General features: G+C 31.5%; 18 protein-coding genes. 7 read left to right on the top strand and 11 right to left on the bottom strand.

The features are described 5' to 3' along the window. Positions 1-39 precede the first annotated feature (39 nt). A complete protein-coding gene (hisS, locus tag OIF36_01965) occupies positions 40-1,356 on the top strand; it encodes a histidine--tRNA ligase (protein ID MCV6599234.1) in 1,317 nt (438 codons plus the stop codon). Between the two features lie 48 nt (positions 1,357-1,404). On the opposite strand, the gene OIF36_01960 is transcribed toward hisS, so the two are convergent. From OIF36_01960 to pepN, 5 genes are all read right to left on the bottom strand, one after another. Next, entirely contained in the window at positions 1,405-3,861 is a 2,457-nt protein-coding gene (locus OIF36_01960; protein MCV6599233.1) for a hypothetical protein, read from the bottom strand. A 20-nt stretch (positions 3,862-3,881) separates the two neighbouring features. Further along, positions 3,882-5,615 (bottom strand): ATPase, T2SS/T4P/T4SS family, encoded by a 1,734-nt coding sequence (locus OIF36_01955; protein ID MCV6599232.1) that lies wholly within the window; start codon positions 5,613-5,615, stop codon positions 3,882-3,884. 66 nt (positions 5,616-5,681) lie between these two features. After that, positions 5,682-7,229: a hypothetical protein gene (locus OIF36_01950; protein MCV6599231.1), complete on the bottom strand. Its 1,548-nt coding sequence runs from the start codon at positions 7,227-7,229 to the stop codon at positions 5,682-5,684. Between the two features lie 2 nt (positions 7,230-7,231). After that, positions 7,232-7,471, bottom strand: coding sequence for a hypothetical protein (locus tag OIF36_01945; protein ID MCV6599230.1), 240 nt, complete (start codon positions 7,469-7,471; stop codon positions 7,232-7,234). Positions 7,472-7,505: 34 nt separating this feature from the next. Continuing rightward, positions 7,506-10,121: an aminopeptidase N gene (pepN, locus tag OIF36_01940; protein ID MCV6599229.1), complete on the bottom strand. Its 2,616-nt coding sequence runs from the start codon at positions 10,119-10,121 to the stop codon at positions 7,506-7,508. An 82-nt stretch (positions 10,122-10,203) separates the two neighbouring features. On the opposite strand from pepN, the gene OIF36_01935 reads away from it, so the two are divergent. After that, positions 10,204-10,710 (top strand): DUF5680 domain-containing protein, encoded by a 507-nt coding sequence (locus tag OIF36_01935; protein MCV6599228.1) that lies wholly within the window; start codon positions 10,204-10,206, stop codon positions 10,708-10,710. Here the strand turns inward: OIF36_01935 and OIF36_01930 are convergent. Then, positions 10,707-10,856: a hypothetical protein gene (locus OIF36_01930; protein MCV6599227.1), complete on the bottom strand. Its 150-nt coding sequence runs from the start codon at positions 10,854-10,856 to the stop codon at positions 10,707-10,709. The two genes, OIF36_01935 and OIF36_01930, sit on opposite strands and share 4 nt — an antisense overlap. 159 nt (positions 10,857-11,015) lie before the next feature. Between OIF36_01930 and OIF36_01925 the strand changes: the two genes are divergently transcribed. Beyond that, complete coding sequence (locus OIF36_01925) at positions 11,016-11,402, top strand: hypothetical protein (protein ID MCV6599226.1); 387 nt, start codon at positions 11,016-11,018, stop codon at positions 11,400-11,402. Here the strand turns inward: OIF36_01925 and OIF36_01920 are convergent. The 4 genes from OIF36_01920 to fmt all read right to left on the bottom strand — a co-directional run bounded on the left by OIF36_01920 (position 11,399) and on the right by fmt (position 14,902). After that, positions 11,399-12,388, bottom strand: a complete 990-nt coding sequence (locus tag OIF36_01920) for an NAD(P)-dependent glycerol-3-phosphate dehydrogenase (GenBank protein MCV6599225.1) — start codon at positions 12,386-12,388, stop codon at positions 11,399-11,401. The two genes, OIF36_01925 and OIF36_01920, sit on opposite strands and share 4 nt — an antisense overlap. A 78-nt stretch (positions 12,389-12,466) precedes the next feature. Continuing rightward, positions 12,467-13,204: a tRNA pseudouridine(38-40) synthase TruA gene (truA, locus tag OIF36_01915; protein MCV6599224.1), complete on the bottom strand. Its 738-nt coding sequence runs from the start codon at positions 13,202-13,204 to the stop codon at positions 12,467-12,469. An 88-nt stretch (positions 13,205-13,292) separates the two neighbouring features. Next, positions 13,293-14,000 carry an HD domain-containing protein gene (locus tag OIF36_01910; GenBank protein ID MCV6599223.1) on the bottom strand — a complete coding sequence of 236 codons (708 nt, stop codon included), beginning with the start codon at positions 13,998-14,000 and terminating at the stop codon, positions 13,293-13,295. Next, on the bottom strand, positions 14,000-14,902 hold the full coding sequence (gene fmt / locus OIF36_01905) for a methionyl-tRNA formyltransferase (protein ID MCV6599222.1): 903 nt from the start codon (positions 14,900-14,902) through the stop codon (positions 14,000-14,002). Before fmt ends, OIF36_01910 begins: the two co-directional genes overlap by 1 nt. 201 nt (positions 14,903-15,103) lie before the next feature. On the opposite strand from fmt, the gene OIF36_01900 reads away from it, so the two are divergent. After that, positions 15,104-16,513, top strand: a complete 1,410-nt coding sequence (locus OIF36_01900; protein ID MCV6599221.1) for an AMP nucleosidase — start codon at positions 15,104-15,106, stop codon at positions 16,511-16,513. A 1-nt stretch (position 16,514) separates the two neighbouring features. On the opposite strand, the gene OIF36_01895 is transcribed toward OIF36_01900, so the two are convergent. Continuing rightward, entirely contained in the window at positions 16,515-17,198 is a 684-nt protein-coding gene (locus OIF36_01895; protein ID MCV6599220.1) for a tRNA (guanine(46)-N(7))-methyltransferase TrmB, read from the bottom strand. A gap of 118 nt (positions 17,199-17,316) precedes the next feature. Here OIF36_01895 and trpS point away from each other — a divergent pair, with 118 nt between their 5' ends. Genes trpS through OIF36_01880 form a run of 3 tightly spaced genes read left to right on the top strand, consistent with a single transcriptional unit; the run spans position 17,317 to position 19,324 of the window. Beyond that, positions 17,317-18,327 carry a tryptophan--tRNA ligase gene (gene trpS / locus OIF36_01890; GenBank protein MCV6599219.1) on the top strand — a complete coding sequence of 337 codons (1,011 nt, stop codon included), beginning with the start codon at positions 17,317-17,319 and terminating at the stop codon, positions 18,325-18,327. A gap of 8 nt (positions 18,328-18,335) precedes the next feature. Then, complete coding sequence (locus OIF36_01885; GenBank protein MCV6599218.1) at positions 18,336-18,812, top strand: prolyl-tRNA synthetase associated domain-containing protein; 477 nt, start codon at positions 18,336-18,338, stop codon at positions 18,810-18,812. A 2-nt stretch (positions 18,813-18,814) separates the two neighbouring features. Then, on the top strand, positions 18,815-19,324 hold the full coding sequence (locus OIF36_01880; protein MCV6599217.1) for a GNAT family N-acetyltransferase: 510 nt from the start codon (positions 18,815-18,817) through the stop codon (positions 19,322-19,324).

Below are 19,324 nucleotides of genomic sequence, written 5' to 3'. Positions count from 1 at the left end.
AATGAGCAAAAAAATTCAGTAAAAAAGAAAGATAAAAAAATGGAAAAAAACAAAATTTACAAGCCAAAATCTATTAGTGGTTTTCCAGAGTTATTACCTGAGGAAAGAATAATAGAAAGAGAATGGATTAATAAAATTGAATCTGTTTTTGAAAGCTATGGTTTTGCTAACATCGACACTCCTGTTGTAGAAGAGCTTGATGTTATCCTAGCTAAAGGAGAAACAGATAAAGAAATTTATACTTTAAACAGATTGCAAGCAGATGAGAATGATAAATCTGATGCAAGACTTGGATTAAGATTCGACTTAACAGTCCCTTTTGCTAGATATACTGCTCAACATTTTAACGAATTAAACTTTCCTTTTAAAAGATACCAAGTTCAAAAAGTATGGAGAGGTGAAAGACCTCAAGAAGGTAGATATAGAGAATTTACTCAATGCGATATAGATGTAATTAATGTGGACTCTATTCCAATTAGTTTTGATGCTGAAATGCCAGCGATTATGTACAAAGTATTTGAATCTTTAAATCTTGCAGATAAAATTGAAATACAAATATCTAACAGGAAAATTTTACAAGGATATTTAGAAGGACTTGGCATAGAAGATATCACAACTGCAACTAGAATAGTTGACAAAGGAGATAAACTTCCAGTTGAAGACATAATTGAAATGCTTGGAGAAATAAATGTAGATAAAGACACCGCTAAAAAAGCGATTAAAATAACAAAAATTAGAACTGAAGACTCTTCTTTTGTGGAAGAAATTAAATCTTTGGGTGTAACTTCAGAATTACTAGAAGAAGGACTTGAAGAATTAAAGTTTGTTATGGATTATCTATCATTCCTACCGAAAGGAACTATTTATGCTGATTTAGCCGTTATAAGAGGATTTGATTATTATACAGGCACAGTATATGAAATGAGATTCAAAGATGGGAAACTTGCTATTGGTGGAGGAGGAAGATATAACAACCTTTCAGGCAATTACATAAATAAGAAGCTACCAGGAGTTGGATTAAGTTTAGGTTTATCTAGAGTTCTATTAGGAATGTTAAAAGATATGGATAAAGGGAGAAAATGTCCAACAGATATTTTAGTAGCATATCCAAAAACAGATTCTGTAAAATATCAAGATGTAGTTGCTGTTGCTAATACTTTAAGAGAAAGAGGCTTTAATGTTGAGGCTTATCATACAGCTCAAAACATGAAAAAACAAATTGCTTATGCAGAGAAAAAAGGAATTGAACATATCTGGTTCCCTCCTTTTGATGCAGACAGTGTGCACGAAGTTAAAAACCTAAAAACAAGAGAACAAGAAAGTAATGTAGATCCTAAAACTTGGGAGATTAAATAATCTAGTTTTCTTAACAAATAAAAAGCTCTGTAAAAACAGAGCTTTTTTTTATTCCTCTAAAGTTTTCTTAATTAAAACTGGATTCAACCCAGCATCAAAATTCCATTTACTTTTATCCCATGTCCCAATAGTATTGCTTCTATTTGGCATGTTTTTAAGAGTTGGTTTTGTACTATCTAAATTCCATATATTACTATCCCAGCCAGCATTTTGAATAACAGACACATTATCATCTGAGCAACTAGTTAGAGGAGTCTCAGCGACATATTCACACAAATCATTTTCATTACTTAATGTTATATAATTATTTATATCATGTATTTCAGCTATGAACCCCCCGTTATCTGTTGGTGAGTAAGGAGCTGTGTCCCAGTTTGAATAACTATTTGATATGGTAATCGGATATGATGACCTTACAGTAGCATAACCTATAAAGCCACCAGCATTATTAATAACAGATTCAACCTCACCACTAGAGTAGGAGTTTTCGATAATTGTTCCTGCCATCCTAGGATTAACCCCACCTAAAAATCCCCCAACAACAGATCTACCATAAGTATAACTATTTGAATAACAGTTCTTTATTATAGCCTTATAAGGAACATAACCAATAAAGCCACCTATATAACCAGAGCTAGGAGCTCTTACATCTCCTTTAGAATAACATTTAGATATAGTTACTGTTTGATTGGAAAAACCAGCATGCCCCGCAAATCCTCCTGTGTATGAAGTCCCTATGGCACTCCCTAAAGAGTAACTATTATTTATACTTCCCGAAGAAGCGGCTCCAACAAACCCTCCAGTATATGCACCACCTTTAACAGTTCCGACGGAAAAACTATCATATACATTTGTTCTATATAAATTACCCAGAAAACCTCCAACTTCTGTTGATGAGGCATAAACATTGGATGTGCTATAACTATCTCTAATATTTGCAACATGAGTTCTTCCAATCAAGCCTCCAACAAGTTTTGTTCCTTTTACATAACCTGTAGAATAAGAGTTATTAATAGTACCATTGTGATAAGTACATCCAATTAGCCCTCCAACTTGAGATCCAGAAGATCTAACATCTCCAGTTGCATATGCATTCTCTATAGTTGTCTTTCTAGAGTTATAACCAATCAAACCACCAGTATTTCCATAACTATTATAATTTCCTCCATAGATATTACCTGTTGCATAAACATCTCTAGCTATAAAAGTATCACTTGAGGCAGATCCAACTCTCCCTATTAATCCTGCTATTTGAGATTGTTCAGCTGATATATCACCCTTTGCATAAACTCTTTCAATTATAGAATTACCATAAGCAATACCTGAAAAGCCTCCAGCACTAAATGTCCCCCCATCAACATCCACATTTGCTCCAGAGTCATAAGCTCTAAAGGCTCCTTTAAATCCACCAATCAAGCCCCCTGTATAATATGAAGAACTAACTGAATTACCATTAGCAAAACAATTTTCAACAATATTTGTCCCTTCATATGCTCCACCAATTAATGTCCCTACAACACCAGCTCCTGAAGAATAAATATCATTCAAACTTAAATTTTTAACTGTAGCTCCTTTAGTTTTTCCAAACAGCCCAATATAATATTGTGAAGACCTATTTGAATACAGATTATTAATACTGAATCCATCACCATCAAACACTCCTTTAAATTCTGAGCTACCATTGCCTAAAGGCTCCCATCCACTATTATCATTATCTGAAACAAATCCATCGCCATCCCAGTCTTCTCCATTATGAGTTATTATAGCAGATATTTCTTTTAAAAACTTATAAGTTCCAGTCTTCGAGTTACCTCCAACATTCCCGTTAATATCTTGATATGTTTTCGTTACATCAAAACTTATATTAAAATTAATATCATTAGTTAACTTATAATTACCATTTAATATATTATCTCCAAGATTCTCATCACCTTGATATTTGGATAAATGTATTAAATCTTTATTACTTGATATTAAATAGTTATCATCTTCATCACACATAATTTTATGATCTTCAGAGTCTATAGACTTAGAGCATACACTTGCAACTGTTACATTTAATGGTTTTTTATCTTCCTGAACTTTTCCAACAACTGCTAACAAAGAGACTTCAACATCACCTCTTTCTCCACCTAGCTGTCTCTGTATTAAAAGATTTCTATTAACCCCAGCCCCTGACACTATAACATCTTTTGATATAATATTTTGCTCAACTGTAGATGCTTTAATTATAACATCTTCAGGAGAAACTCCATTTCTTGTAGTTAAAGAAAAAGAAACTATTTTAGAATTATCATCTGTTGACAGAACGATTCCATCTTCAATATTTATTGAAACATTTCCATCTTCTGAAGCACCGCAAAATAAATCTTGACAATCAGAGCCTATTAGTCCAGGCATCTCAGCAAAATAATAGAAAGTTCTAGCTTGAGCAGCTCCAATATAAGAGAAGATAAATGATACAAAAATCATTAACACTAATATTTCTTTTTTTATAAATTTCATAATAACCTCTCTTATTTATTTTAGTCTAAAGCAACATATTTTATGTCTTCGTCATCTTCATTTTTTTCTTCTGACTTAAGTTTTTCAAGATCTTCTTCAACCTCTTCTTTAATCTTTTCCGAAATTTTAGCATGGTCTTCAGCTTCTTCATCACTAGATAAAGTCTTTTTGTATTCCACTACCTCTCTTAATGTAGGTCTTAAATCTTCAGAGACATCGCTTTCATCACCTTCATCGATTTCTGATTGGAAAACCCTATATATTTCATCTGCTGTTGTTTGCCCTTCTTTAAATTTTAACAATCCATCCTCTAACATAGAAGGCCAGAATACATCTCCATTAAGAGCTCTTTCAACATCGTTTTCAGATCTAAACAAAGCATTCTCAGACACAACTGTTCTATCTCCATAACCAGTAAACATACAAGATTCACAACCTTTACCGCTACAGTTTGGACATAAAGTTCTAAGAAGTCTTTGCACAAGCACACCTCTTAGCAGAGGTTTTAATTCAATATTTGCGACACCAAGAGATTTAAGCCTTGCAATCGCACCTCTAACAGAACCTGTATGAAGTGTAGCGAAAACCATATGCCCTGTTTCAGCAGCTTTCAACACAAGCTCTGCAGTTTCTCCATCACGAACCTCACCAAGAACAATAACATCAGGATCGGCCCTCATAAATGCTTTCAAAGCTGTAGCAAAATCAAGCCCAACAATTTTATTAACATTAACTTGACCAACATAAGGTATTCTATATTCAACAGGATCTTCAACTGTTCTAATTGATTTACCAAATCTATCCATTTCACGAACAGTAGAATTAAGAGTTGTTGTTTTACCAGAACCAGTAGCACCACAAATCAGACATAATCCAAAAGGATAACTTGTAGCAACTTTCCATGATTTAATATTTGTAATACCCAAATCTTTAACAGATTTAAGAGATTTATCTGGATCAAGCAAACGAATAACAATCATTTCGCCATTAACCCCAGGAACTGTAGCCACACGAAAATCAATCATTCTTCCATGGAATTCTGCACCAAAACCACCATCCTGAGGAATTCTAGTTTCCACTTGGTCCATTCTAGCTCTATCTTTAACCTGAGAAGCAACAATAGCATATTGCTCTAGAGACCCTTCATGTACAATTCTTCTAATACCAAGATGTCGATAGAAAACTGTATAACTTTGGAATCTTGGCTCGATATGAATATCAGATGCACCAATTAACATAGCTTTTTTAAGCAGGTAATCAAGTATCATTGAGTCATCATCTGTTTCTTCTTCATCTTCATCATCTGTTTGAGCTCCTAAGTTTTCCATAAATGAGTTTAAATCATTAAGAGACAGAGATACAAATTCTATATCTTTATATGGGAAGTAGCTTTTAACAATTTTTCTAACTATTTCTTCTTTTGTTAAAGATGAAATATATATCTTTTTATCTGTTTGAGCAACAATAACAATAGAGTACTCCTCTAAAATTTCTCTAGGGATTTTTATATCATAAGATTTCTCAAAAGCGATATCTTCTGGATTTATTTCCAAAATAACTTTAACTAAATCATTATATTTAAGAAACCCATTTCTAACAAGAACAGTACCTAGTCTATCTCCAGTTATTTCACATTCGTGAAAAGCCGCTTCTACAATCTCTCTTGAAACCAACCCTCTATCAACTAGAACATCACCAATTCTTTGATGATCAGTCCTGTTTCTTATTAAAATATTTTTATTATCTAAATCCATTCGATCTCCGTATTTCGCTATATTGTTAATAATTCTAAACTTTTTTAAAGTTTTTGCAAGTGTTTTTTAAGGTGAACATCCCCACTCAGACTCATTAACATATTTAATAGCACTATATTCTAAATAATTATTAACTGTTGAATTAGCTGGATTACTATCCCAATCTGGCATAGTAGGCACTTGAGGGACTGAAGTTGAGTTATTACTAAACTCAAACAAACTATTTGCAGATACATTCCAACAACTATCTCCTTTTACAATAGTATTAGAATTACCAGATGCTCCTCTTGCCCAACCATTATCAAAAATAGATGTAGAAGGTTTTTGCAAAGACTTAGCTAATCCTGTATCATCCATATTCAAATAAGATCCGTGACTCATGAAAACACCATATGTAGGAGCATTTGTAAAATCTATATCTGTATAAACAAAATTTGCATTACCTTTAAGATAAATTCCTGATGTAGGACTGCCTGTAAAATGTATATAATTTTTTGATCCATTATTTCTTGCTAAAGAAACTAACATAGAACCATATGAAGCATATATACCTGCATTAATAGAGTTTTCCCCTGTAATATTTAACACTGTATTTTCATCATCTAAATATAACTTACCTCCGTATAAAGATATAGATTCTACTCCAACAGTTCCATCAACAAACATTGATTTGCCAGCTGAGACAAATACATCTGAAGAAATAGATACATCTTTAACATGTAAATTAAATGGTAAACTTAGGCTACCTGTTGATGTTGTTATGTTTATATTTGAACTATTACCTCCATTGTCGCCAATTAATATAACTTTAGATTCCCCTAAAGATTCAGCCTCATCTATAAAAGAGTTTACTGTTATATTATAATTACCAGGAGCGACTCTCACTTCCATAACTCTTGGAGCATGCAAAGCCATAAAAGACATTGCCTCATCAATTGTAGCAGCATTATTTGAATCTCTACCACTAGCATCTCCTGTAGCAACATCATCAACATAGAAAACAGCTTTTGCAGATGCTTGTAAATTTCTATGAGCGAACACTGTACCGAGCTGAACAACTTCAACTATACCATTAGGTACAACAAAGTTTCCATTAGCATTATAATTAACATCTGAACAATTTGGTAGATTGGAGTTTCCTTCTAAAGGAGATATAACAAAAGCAAGCACTCCCTTGTTTCTTACAGAGGCATCCATAAATGTATCATCAAATCCATAAACATAATCTCTGCTTCCTGTTTGTGAATTATTCTTTATAGCAACAGTATAAGTAGAAGAGTCTCCATCTGTTACAGTTCCAGAAGTAGCAGAGGGATTATTAGCAGTAGCAAATGGACAATATAAGTATTTATCGCCCGATGTTGATGTATCATGAGCTCCCATCCATGTTGGAAGTATTGTATAATCTGCTCCAGCACTTCCCATTGGAACAAGAGCTTCTCCATCAACATATCTTACATTTGCCTTAACTAAACTTACAGCCATATTCATTCTCGATAAGTTTTCTGATGCTCTTGACATTGTTCTTGATGCATCAAAAAATGAAATAATTGAATATCCCGCTACAGCTGCTAAAGCAATTGCAATGATACCATATATAACTACTGCTATCATGATTATTTTCTCCCTTTAATAAAAGATCCCATTACTTTGTTCTCAATTTTCTCTGTTGGATTTGTTATAACCATAACTAAAGAAATAACAGCAAAAACAAACCAGAACCAGAACCAGAAATAAAAACCTTTTAAGTTATATAAATAAGCAGCCCATGCAAAAGACACTATTGTTATCAAAACATCCGCAATTCTTAAGCCTTTTTGAGCTTTCTTTTTCATTTCCATTAAATTTCTTACCATTTTATTTAATTTCCTTTCTTTTTATTTATAATTGTTAAACAGTTTTAAGAGCACTGTCAATCTTTTCTAGCAAATTAGGAGATATTTTTTCAATATCTTTAATTCTTCTTAGCTCTGTCACCATCTTATCCTGTCTATTTTTATCATATTTTTTAAATGCACAAAGAGAGTCAATAATTCTTGCAGCAACATGAGGGTTAATAGAATTTAACTCTATTAAACAATCTGCGATAAACTTATAACCACTGCCATCTTTTTTATGGAAATTAGTTGGATTCATAGAAGCAAACACACCTATTAAACTTCTAACCTTGTTTGGATTATTCATATCAAAATTAGGATGTTTTTTCAGCTCTTTTACTTTTTCCAAAGCATTATCTTTAGATGAAGTTGCTTGTGCTAAGAACCACTTATTAACAACAAGAAAATCGTCTTTATATGTTTCAAAGAAGTTATTTAAAACTAAATCAACTTTTTCATCTTTATTTATAATATTAGTCATAGCAGAAAACTGCTCTGTCATATTGTTTGAATGAAAATATTGATTTTCAGCTAACATTAGAGCTCCTTTATTAGAGTTAGCACATAGATAACTCAAACAAACATTATGTAAAGCTCTCCTTCCTATACTCTCATGAGAAATATCATACTCTCCTGAGAAAGTAGTCTTACCATATATATCTATAAACTCATGGTTTAATTTTATAGAAAGCTCTGATATTATTTTTTCTCTTACAGCATGAATAACATCAGGATCTATAACACTACACCACCCTGAGATTTCTTTCTCACTTGGGAGTCTAAGCATTAGAGCTTTAAAATCATCATCCATATTATCATTTAGCATTATTTTTCTAAAAGATTTAATCATATACTCTGGAACTTCAAAGTTATCAAAATCTTTTATTCCGTTCATAATAACATGCTTAGCTAACTTCTGAGAGCTATCCCAACGATTAAAGCCATCCTCATCATTCTCCATCAAGAATCTATAATCAGCAATATCAAAATCTGTTTTTATTTTAACAGGTGCAGAGAAACATCTAAACAAAGAAGCTGTTGGCTGGGAGTGAACATTTTCAAACACAAAAGATTGCTCTTTTTCATTTAAAATAATAACTGTTTCTTTACCAAGATTTTTTCCATTTAATATTAAATCTATTTCTTCTCCCTCATGATTAAGGATTGCCATTTTAACAGGTATATACAAGTTTGTTTTTTCTTTTTGTTTACTTGTTGGCAAAGTTTCTTGAGATAGATCCAATTTATAAGTTCTATCCTCTTTATTCCAATAACTTTTAACTTTAACTTCTGGAGTACCTGACTGAGAATACCACAATTTAAATTGAGTTAAATCTATTCCTGACACTTCTTCCATACAATTAACAAAATCATCACAAGTTACTGCCTGCCCATCAAATTTAGAGAAATATAAATCTGTTCCCTTTCGGAACTTTTCTTCTCCAAGCATTGTATGCATCATACGAATAATTTCTGCACCTTTTTCATATACAGTTGCAGTATAAAAATTATTTATCTCCATATAGCTATCTGGCCTTATAGGGTGAGCCATTGGAGAATCATCTTCTGGAAATTGAGCATTTCTTAAAGTAATAACATCTTTAATTCTTTCTGTAGATCTATCTTGCATATCTGCCGAGAACTCACTATCTCTAAAAACAGTAAAACCCTCTTTTAATGTTAATTCAAACCATGACTGACAAGTAACTCTATCACCTGACCAATTATGAAAATACTCATGACCAATTACCTTTTCAATATATGTAAAGTTATTATCTGTCGCAGTCTTAGGATTTGCCAAAGCAACTGAAGAATTAAAAATATTTAGAGATTTATTTTCCATCGCTCCTGAATTAAAATCATGAACAATAACTATATTAAATATGTTTAAGTCATATTCTCTTCCAAATCTAACCTCATCCCACTTCATAGCTTTCTTAAGAGACTCCATAGCATGATAACATTTTTCTGAATCCCCAGGATTACAATATATGTGCAAATCCACTTCTTTACCTGTCATGGTAGTAAACTTATCAGAAATCGAGTCCAGCTTTCCAGCAACTAAAGCAAATAAATAAGACGGTTTTCTAAACGGGTCTTCATAAACAGCGAAATGCCTATTGTCTTTTAGATTCCCCTGTTCAATCAAATTACCATTAGACAATAAAACTGGATATTTATCTTTATCCGCAACCATTCTAACTGTAAACTTAGCCATTACATCTGATCTATCTGGGTAATAGGTAATTCTCCTAAACCCTTCCGGTTCACATTGAGTACAGAAATTTCCACTAGAGCAATAAAGCCCTTCTAGTTTTTTATTAGCTAATGGATCTATTTTATTTTCAACTTCTAAAATGAATTTATCTGGTGCATTTTTAATAATTAACTCTTTCTCTGAAAGAATATAGTCATCAACTGATAACAATTCACCATTCATTGATACAGATATAAAAATCAAATCATCTGCAAACAAAACACAATCTTTTGCCTCTTTATTATTTTTCTTAAATTCTATTTTAGATTTTACAATTGTATTGTCCTCTTCTAAATCAAAATTTAGATAAACATTATCAATCAAAAAATCTGGAGCTTTATAATCTTTTCTGTAAATAACTTCTTTTGCCATGTAAAAATCCTTTGCTTTTTATTTATATATTTTTTATAATACAAAAAATACAAATTTACAAATAAAAATTTAGGAGTTTAAAATGTACCATCAAAGACTTACTGAGGAGAGAATTAAAGAGATTTTAAGTTTCATGTATGAAGCTCATTTAAGAACATATGCAGCAACAAGAGAAACAAATCAAAAATATCAATTAACTCCCCCTAAAAATGACGGATTTATTGAATATGTGTATGAAAGAGATGGCTGGACATATCATGATTCATATTTAGGCGAAATAAATGCTCCTGGAAGAGAAGTTATATACTACCAAAATGAGCCAGTTTGGACAATGGCATATAGAAGTAAAATTCTAACTAATGATTTCTCAATTGTTAATAAAATTTACGATTTCTTAAGAGAAGCTCTTAGAAACAACACTAAAGAAATGCCTTTTAGAGGACCTAAAGAGTTTGAAGAAGGGGATTTTAACTATTCTTTTGTAATACAAGAAGGCGATTATAAAGATTTCCTTGGCAGAGAAGAAATATATTATAAAGGCCAACTTGTATATGTTAACAGAACTATGGGCGGAATTATTGAGAACTAAACAATATTTGAATTGTTATCCGCTTTAATAACATCTGAATCAGATTTGTAATTAGTATTATCAGCAAACAAGATTGTTTTTGCTGATATAATAACCCTAACTACTCTTTCAACACCCTGTAATAGGTATCCTAATCTTAAAAGCATATTACCTCCTTTTTATAATTAATTTAAACAAATAAAAAAGACACCCCATAAGAGTGCCCTTCAAAGGCTTTATAGGATATTTTTCCTAATAAGTCAAGTGTTTTATATTGCAATAAGCTTAATTATATAGTATAATATATCTAAAAGGAGGCTGTTTTTATGAAAAAAATAACAATACTTATATTACTTTTATTTATTAATTACGGAGAGGCTTTTGCTCAAAGCATATGGACAGACTCTGTAAAAGTAAAGAAACAATCACCAGCTTCATACAACAACCAAAATAGAAGATGGCGAGGAAGAACAACTTGGTCAAGTAGAAACGGTTATTACGATTATATTACACTAGATAATATTGAAAAACGAATATCAATCATGGCTCAAGATATTAAAAACTCTCCTCAATATGGAGAAAGAAAGAAAAAACATCTATTAAAAGATCTAGAATACTCCAGAATTAAGTTTCGTCAAGCTGATATAAATAATGACGGATTCCTATCAGAACACGAACAACAGCTTTATAAGGAAAAAGTTTTTATAGATTAAAATTCTTTACCAACACTTCTTGAGAAAAGAGCTTCTATTTCTGTTTCTATATCTTTGCCTTCATAAACAACATTATATATTGCTTGACATATCGGCATTTCAACACCTAAATCTTTTGCTCTTTTAAGGACAGCAACAACAGTACACAATCCTTCAACCGTTTTTGTTGAAGAAGATATAACACTCTCTGCATTTGCTGTTTTCCCGATTTCATATCCACAAGAGTAATTTCTAGACTGTTTTGAATTTGCGGTTAATATTAAATCTCCCACTCCTGACAATCCAATAATATTTTCTTTTTTCCCTCCTATGGCTGCAGCAAAACGAGACATCTCAGCCAAGCCTCTTGCAATTAGAGCCGATCTACCATTATCTCCTAATTCATAACCATCTGCAATACCTACTGCAATTGCAATAACATTTTTAACCGACCCTCCTATTTGAGGAGTAATCAGGTCATTAGAAATATAAGGGCGGAAATATGAATTTTTTAAAGCATTTGAAACTTCTTCTGCTACATTAATATCATCAGCACCTATAGTAACAGCTGTTAATTTTTCATCTGCTATTTCTGCGGCAAAACCTGGGCCTGAAAGAACTGCTAAAGGAGTATCTTTAGAAATCTCTTTAATAACCTCACTCAATAAAAGTCCAGTTTTAACTTCTATACCTTTCGCACAAATAACAACAGGAGTTTTTGAATTTAATTTTGGTAATATTTCTTTAAAAGTATCTCTAACATATTGAGCAGGAGTAACAAATAAAACAATGTCTGGAGAAGATAAAGCCTCTTGCATATCATTGGTTGCAATAATATTATCTGGCAAAGTTGCTTTAGGTAAAAACCTATTAGTGTGAGATTCATTTATTTCCTGTACAACATCTTGTTCTCTTGCCCACAAGATAACATCATTATTAGCTTTCGCTGCTGTCATAGCTAAAGATGTTCCAAAAGCTCCACCACCGATAACTGTAATTTTTTTCATTTCTCTTCTCTTTCCTTTTATATTTAATATTTAAAAAAACATACACTATTTATAAAAAAAATTAAAGTAAATTTTTTATTAATAATCTATTCTTGTAAAATAAAGCCCACAAGCAGGAGCAGTTATTCCAGCTTTTGTTCTATCTTTTGCTTCTAATATGTCTTTAAACTCTTTCACTGAAGTTCTTCCATTTCCTACATCAACTAAAGTTCCGATAATGTTTCTAACTTGATGATACATAAAAGATTTAGCAGATATATCCATAGAAATCACATCCCCCTCTTTATGAAAAGATATTCTCTCAATACTCTTTATAGGAGAATTTGACTGACAATTTGCTGCTCTAAAGCTTGAAAAGTCATGTTTTCCAATTAAGAAATTTGCCGCTTCTTGCATTGCCTCAATATCTAAATCATATTTAAAATGCCACATTCTATATCTATTTAAAGAAGTTGGAGCTTTTCTATTTAGAATTTTATAAGTATAGTGCCTTAATTTAGCATCAAACCTCGCATGAAAGCTGTTATCTATTTTCTCTGCACTTATTATAGCGACTGGAGATTTCTTTAAAAAAGAGTTTAAAGCTTCAAAAACTTGAAACTCCTCCATATCTCTTTCCATATCAAAATGAGCAACTTGTCCGGTTGAGTGAACACCCGTGTCAGTTCTACCAGAACCATATATCTCTATTTTCTCTTTTGAGAATTTTTCTAAAGCATTTTCTACTATTTCTTGAACACTTAAAAAACCTTTTTGTTTTTGCCAACCGTATAAGCTAGTTCCATCATATTCAATTATTATTTTCCACCTTTGCATTATTAAATCTCCAATTTTTCATTAATAAAATCAATATAAATAGATTTGAGTTTATCGAACTCGTTAACTTTCTCTTCAACAACACTAATCAACTTATCATAATAACCATTTTTTTCAAAATTTCAAAACTATATTTATAATTTATATCAAAAATATAACCTAATGACAAAATAAGTTTATCTGCTTGTGTTCTTATAAGAGTGTAAGGCACTTCCTCCTTATTCAAAACACTTTGAAAAACATCTGAAGGCACTTCTCTTGGGTTGCCCTTCCCCTTACCTTCAACACTATCTAGATTTCCTTTTTCATATATATCCTCAATATAAACTTTATATATATCTAGCTTGTCAATATCTCTAATCATTTTACAAAAGTATAAAGTTCTACCATCTGTTATTTTATTATCTATGGTGAGTTTATTATGATTTTTTATAGCTTTACAAATAATATCAAAGTCTTCTGTTGAAAAATGATTCTTGATAAAATCTAGTTCACTTATTACTCTTTCACTTAAATCTCCGTGATCCATAGTATCTTTATCAGAAAAGGAATTAAATACTTTTATTTGCTCAAATCTCCCCACATCATGTAAAAGAGCAATTACATAAAACATATCAGCATCCTCTTTAGACATATTAAAATAATCTGCAAACTCTTCACTTAATTTCGCCACTCTATATGGGTGAGAATATTTTATATCCACTTTAGTTTTTTGATCATCACTTAAGTTTTTATTTTCTAAAAAAGGCTTTGCTAAAGATTCAAAATAATCTACTGTTCTCTCTTTTATATTCACTATATAACATCTCCAACTTTCAATTCTTGAGTTCCATTAAAAAATGCTATTCCATCCACAGCAGACTTACCAGGTTTTTGTAATTTATTTAACTTTATTGCCCCTTCAGAACAAGCAATAACCATATCTTTATTTAATATTTCTCCAGCTTTACCACTACCTTCTACTAATTCTAAAGACTTAACCTTTATATTTTGACCATTAAGCTCAAAATAAACCCCTGGCCAAATAGCTAGAGCATTATACTGCCTTAGTATTTTTTCTGCAGAGCTATTCCAATCTATTAGCCCCTCATCTTTTGTGATTTTATTTGCATAATTTGCCATACTATCATCTTGTTTTTCAGGTTTAGTTGGATTAGCTATATACTCAACTATAAGTTCTCCTCCTAAATTTGCCATATCATCATGTAAAGAAATAGCTGTAGTGTTTTTATCTATAGATAATTCTCCTTTAAGAAGCATATCTCCTGTATCCAATCCAGCATCCATTTTCATAATAGTTATTCCAGTTTTTTCATCACCTTCTAAGATGGCTCTTTGCAAAGGAGCAGCTCCTCTCCAACGAGGAAGTAAAGATCCGTGAATGTTAATACAACCCTTACTTGGAATATCTAAAAGCTCTTGCGGTAAAATAAGACCATATGCACATACCACTATATAATCTAAATCTAAAGATTTTAAATAATTCCACTCTTCTGTATTCTTCCTCAAAGATTTAGGAGTCCTAACCTCTATATTATTTTCTTCCGCGATTATATGAACTGGAGTTTTTTTAATTTTATGCCCTCTACCAACAGGTTTTGGCTCTTTAGAATAAACAACTTCAATTCCAAATTTCTCTATTAATTTTTTTAAAGCAGGAACTGCAAAATCAGGAGTCCCCATATATGCTATCTTCATCTAAACCTCTCTTTTTATTATTAAGATTTTTCTCAATATACTAGAAAAGAGTTGAATTTGCAAATCATTTGTCTTAACATAATAAAAAACAACACTCCCTTCGTCATATTGAGCGAAGAGAATTAAAATTAAAAGGTATAATTGACTTGAAGGATTTTCTATACTAAGGTCGAAATAACGGCAAAACAAAGGATAAAAAATATGGAATCTAAATTTTTTACAAATGCAAATAAAGCTGTAGATTATGCAAAAAAAATATACAATAGCAACATTGAGATACTACAATCTGCATTTGAGGATTTTACAAACGGTAAAGAAATAGCAGAAAGAGTATCTGCATATTATCCATATATAAAAATAAACATAAAATCCGCAAGAATTGAAAACAAAAACAAAGGTCATTTATCTTATGGACTGATAACAGCTCCAGGAATATACAAAACAACTTTAACAGCATTTAATGTATTTGAAGGATATTATCTTGATCAAATTTCTTTACTATTAAATAATCACAAAGTCCCTGTAGAAATAGGCTTATCTAAAGAAAAGATTCCTTTACACTTTGCTTTATCAGAAGATACAAATGCTAATTCTTTAGATTTAGAGAAGCAGGCTCAAATCCCTGATTTATTTGATGTTCCTAATTTGTCGATAATTGATGATGATTACTCTAATGGCTCGCACTTATTAGAGGAAGACATAAAGGTAATGCCTTTATCTCTTTTCAGAGCATCAAGAGTAGATTTAAGCTTAAAAAGATTAGCTCACTATACAGGAACAAATCCTGAAGATTTTCAAAGATATATTCTTTTCACAAACTATCAGTTCTATATAGATGAGTTTAAAAAATATGCTGAAGAAGAGTCTATAAAAAAAGGTAAATATTTAGATTTTAAATCACCAGACACTAACCAAAAAAATATACAAATGCCTGCATATCATTTAAAAGCAGAAGGCCATAAGGGAATAACCATAATTAACATTGGAGTTGGCCCATCAAATGCAAAAACAATAACAGATCATGTAGCCGTTTTAAGACCTCATACATGGATGATGCTGGGACACTGTGCTGGGCTAAGAAACTCTCAAAAACTAGGAGACTATGTTTTAGCTCATGCTTATTTAAGATTAGATGGGATTTTAGATGATATTGTTCCTCTATCAATTCCTATACCAGCCTTATCTGAAATACAAAATGCCATTCAAGATGCTATTATGGAAATAACTAAAACAGATAAAAACAGCATAAAGAATTTAATGAGAACAGGAACAGTCATAACAACTGGAGATAGAAACTGGGAAATAGATAAGAACTCTTTGTCTATAAAAACTCTTTCAGATTCTAGAGCAATTGCTCTAGACATGGAATCCGCAACAATTGCTACCAATGGTTACAGGTTTAGAATCCCTTATGGAACTCTACTGTCAATATCAGACAAACCATTGCATGGAGAACTAAAGCTCCCAGGGATGGCTAATGAATTTTATAAAAAGCAAATATCTCAACATTTACATATTGGTGTAAAAGCAATGGAGCTCTTAAGAGAAAACGGTCCAAACAAACTTCATAGCAGAAAACTAAGAAGTTTTAAAGAAGTCGGCTTTAGATAAACTATATTCTCTTTAAAAAGAAATATACAGATTTTCTTCCTTGTTTAAGAGCCTTTTCTTCATATCTTGTTGGGAACCAGCCTTCAGGTCTTTTTCTCCAAGCTGATATTTTATCTCTATTTACCCAAATAAAATCTGGATGCCCTTCAAAGGCTCTGATACTATGTATAGCCAAACCTTTGTGATCAGTAGCAAAAACTAACTCTCCGCCACTTTTCAGAACTCTAGCAAGTCTATCGAGATTATATTTATTAGCAAATCTTCTTTTATGATGCCTCTTCTTTGGCCAAGGATCATTAAAAAGTATAAAAACCTTATCTAAACAATTATCTGGCAAATTATCTAAAAGAGGCCTAACATCAGAGGGCAAAACTCTGATGTTTTTTAGGTCTCCCATATCTCTAAGCAATGCGGAGACACCATTCATATATGGCTCTGCTCCTATTATCCCAACATTACTGTTGTGTATTGCTTGAGAAATAACATGTTCTCCATTTCCAAAACCTATCTCTAACCACACTTCATCAACGGGCATATCAAAGATACCTTTTGGATCAGAAAAATCCTCATCGACTTTTATTTCTACCTTAGGTAAATGAGTCTTTATATAAGAAGCTCTTTCGCCTTTCATAGTCTTACCAAAAATTCTACCATGAAATCTTTTATCTTCTTTATCTACTTCCATGCACTTTTCCTTTTATTTTGCCTTTTATTTATAAAGCAATAAATACAATAAAAATCTTGTTTTGTAAAGAGAAATATGCTAAACAAATTCATATAATTTAATAAAAAGGAATAAAGCAATGAACTTAGAAAACAAAATTGTATTAACAGGAATTAAACCAACAGGGACTCTTCATGTGGGTAACTATGTTGGAGCAATGGTTCCTTCCATAGACTTAGGAAATCAAGTAGATCAAAATAAACACTTTATGTTTATTGCAGATTATCATGCTCTTAATCAAGAAAAAGATGGAAGTAATATAAAACAGTGGACTAAAGAAATTGCTTCAGCTTATCTTGCTTGCGGTCTAAACCCAGAGCATTCTGTTTTTTATCGCCAATCAGATGTTCCTGAAATATTTGAGCTACAAGTTTTATTATCTGCATATACTCCAAAAGGATGGATGAACAAAGCTCATGCTTATAAAGCATCTGTAGATAAGAACAATGAAAAAGGTCATCATCCAGATGATGGAGTAAACATGGGATTATATACATATCCAACTCTAATGGCATCTGATATACTTATGTTCCAATCAGATATAGTTCCTGTAGGTAAGGACCAAGTTCAACATGTAGAGATAACCAGAGATATTGCTTCTTCAATTAATCATGTTTATAAAGACAAGGTTTTCAAGACTCCTGATTATTTCTTAAAAGAAGATGCTGCAACTTTACCTGGAACAGATGGCAGAAAAATGAGCAAAAGCTATAATAATGTAATTCCTTTATTCAAAACTGATAAAGAAATTAAAAAAGCGATTATGTCAATTGCGACTGATTCTCGACCTATTGAAGAGCCTAAAGATCCAGAAGGCATTTTAGTATATCAAATTGCTAAAACAATTATGACTCCAGAAAGATTAGAAGAAATGGCTACAGGATTAAAAGAAGGCAAACTTGGTTATGGACACATCAAGAAGATGTTGCTTGAAGACTATTTAGCTTTAATCAGTGATATGAGAGAAAAATACGAATATTATATATCTCACGAAGAAGAGCTTGAGGCTATTTTACAAAAAGGTGCTGAAAAAGCTAGAGAAATTGCAAGGAAAAACTTAGCAGAGATAAAAGAAAAAATATTTGGGTAATAGTATAAATGAAACAGCTTGAGATTTTATTAAAAGAGTTAAACATAGAGCACGACAAGTATGAGCACGAAGCTCTACATACTATTGAAGATGTAAAAAAATGTGAAAAAACATTTGATGGGTTATTTTGTAAAAATATGTTTCTAAAAGACAAAAAAGGAGAGTATTTCTTATTTTGCACTCCTGCTGAAAAAGCTATTAATCAGAACACCCTACAAAAACAAATTGGAAGCAAAAGACTTTCTTTCGCATCAGCAGATAGATTGAAAGAAGTGCTAGATTTAACACCGGGTTCAGTTTGCCCTTTTGGAATCATGAATGACGATAACAATCTTGTTAAAGTTGTTATAGATTGCGAATTAATTGGACAAGAAAAGATTCTATTTCACCCAATGATAAATACTTCAACTATTTCTATATCTTATGATGATTTAGTTAAGTTTATTACTCATTGTGGCAATGAATATATGGTAGTTGAGGTTTAAGAATGGAAAAAGAAAACATTATAAAAATTGCAAAATATAATCCAGAATTATTTCCACAATTTAAAATGCTGCAGAAAAAGTTATCTCAATATGAAAGAGATATAACAAATGAACATTGCCCTTATACTTTAACTAATAAGGTTACTGAAGATATTTTAGAAAAAATGATGCAAGACAGTATAGATTTAGAGACAAAACAAATAAAAACAGACAAAAACATTTACTTAATAAAAGAAAATGAAAACTATATTGGATTCATAAATTTTACACATAACAGAGGCAATTGTTGCATGAAACCTAGAATATTTATAAGCTCGATTTTTATTAAAGAAGAACACCGAGGGCGAGGATATGGGAAAAAGTTAATGCAAAAAGCTGAAGAATATGCTATACAAGAAAATGAAAAAACTATAATGTTATCTTGTTTAAGTGATAATAAAAATAGTATCAATTTTTATAAAAACAATAATTATAAACCTTGGGCAACAACTTTTATAAAAAGGATTAAGTAA

Source organism: Alphaproteobacteria bacterium (assembly GCA_025800285.1).
In the GTDB taxonomy this organism is placed as follows: domain Bacteria; phylum Pseudomonadota; class Alphaproteobacteria; order JAOXRX01; family JAOXRX01; genus JAOXRX01.
The sequence above is the reverse complement of the archived record's forward strand: the minus strand, read 5'-3'. Positions and strand labels throughout refer to the sequence as shown.

Bases quoted from the DNA above. Each gene is read 5' to 3' on its own strand.
- OIF36_01885 (MCV6599218.1), top strand. From the start codon at position 18,336: ATGAAACAGCTTGAGATTTTATTAAAAGAGTTAAACATAGAGCACGAC.
- fmt (MCV6599222.1), bottom strand. From the start codon at position 14,902: ATGAAGATAGCATATATGGGGACTCCTGATTTTGCAGTTCCTGCTTTA.
- OIF36_01930 (MCV6599227.1), bottom strand. From the start codon at position 10,856: ATGCTTTTAAGATTAGGATACCTATTACAGGGTGTTGAAAGAGTAGTT.
- trpS (MCV6599219.1), top strand. From the start codon at position 17,317: ATGAACTTAGAAAACAAAATTGTATTAACAGGAATTAAACCAACAGGG.
- OIF36_01960 (MCV6599233.1), bottom strand. From the start codon at position 3,861: ATGAAATTTATAAAAAAAGAAATATTAGTGTTAATGATTTTTGTATCA.
- OIF36_01945 (MCV6599230.1), bottom strand. From the start codon at position 7,471: ATGGTAAGAAATTTAATGGAAATGAAAAAGAAAGCTCAAAAAGGCTTA.
- OIF36_01880 (MCV6599217.1), top strand. From the start codon at position 18,815: ATGGAAAAAGAAAACATTATAAAAATTGCAAAATATAATCCAGAATTA.
- pepN (MCV6599229.1), bottom strand. From the start codon at position 10,121: ATGGCAAAAGAAGTTATTTACAGAAAAGATTATAAAGCTCCAGATTTT.
- OIF36_01925 (MCV6599226.1), top strand. From the start codon at position 11,016: ATGAAAAAAATAACAATACTTATATTACTTTTATTTATTAATTACGGA.
- OIF36_01955 (MCV6599232.1), bottom strand. From the start codon at position 5,615: ATGGATTTAGATAATAAAAATATTTTAATAAGAAACAGGACTGATCAT.
- OIF36_01950 (MCV6599231.1), bottom strand. From the start codon at position 7,229: ATGATAGCAGTAGTTATATATGGTATCATTGCAATTGCTTTAGCAGCT.
- OIF36_01895 (MCV6599220.1), bottom strand. From the start codon at position 17,198: ATGGAAGTAGATAAAGAAGATAAAAGATTTCATGGTAGAATTTTTGGT.
- OIF36_01920 (MCV6599225.1), bottom strand. From the start codon at position 12,388: ATGAAAAAAATTACAGTTATCGGTGGTGGAGCTTTTGGAACATCTTTA.
- hisS (MCV6599234.1), top strand. From the start codon at position 40: ATGGAAAAAAACAAAATTTACAAGCCAAAATCTATTAGTGGTTTTCCA.
- truA (MCV6599224.1), bottom strand. From the start codon at position 13,204: ATGCAAAGGTGGAAAATAATAATTGAATATGATGGAACTAGCTTATAC.
- OIF36_01935 (MCV6599228.1), top strand. From the start codon at position 10,204: ATGTACCATCAAAGACTTACTGAGGAGAGAATTAAAGAGATTTTAAGT.
- OIF36_01900 (MCV6599221.1), top strand. From the start codon at position 15,104: ATGGAATCTAAATTTTTTACAAATGCAAATAAAGCTGTAGATTATGCA.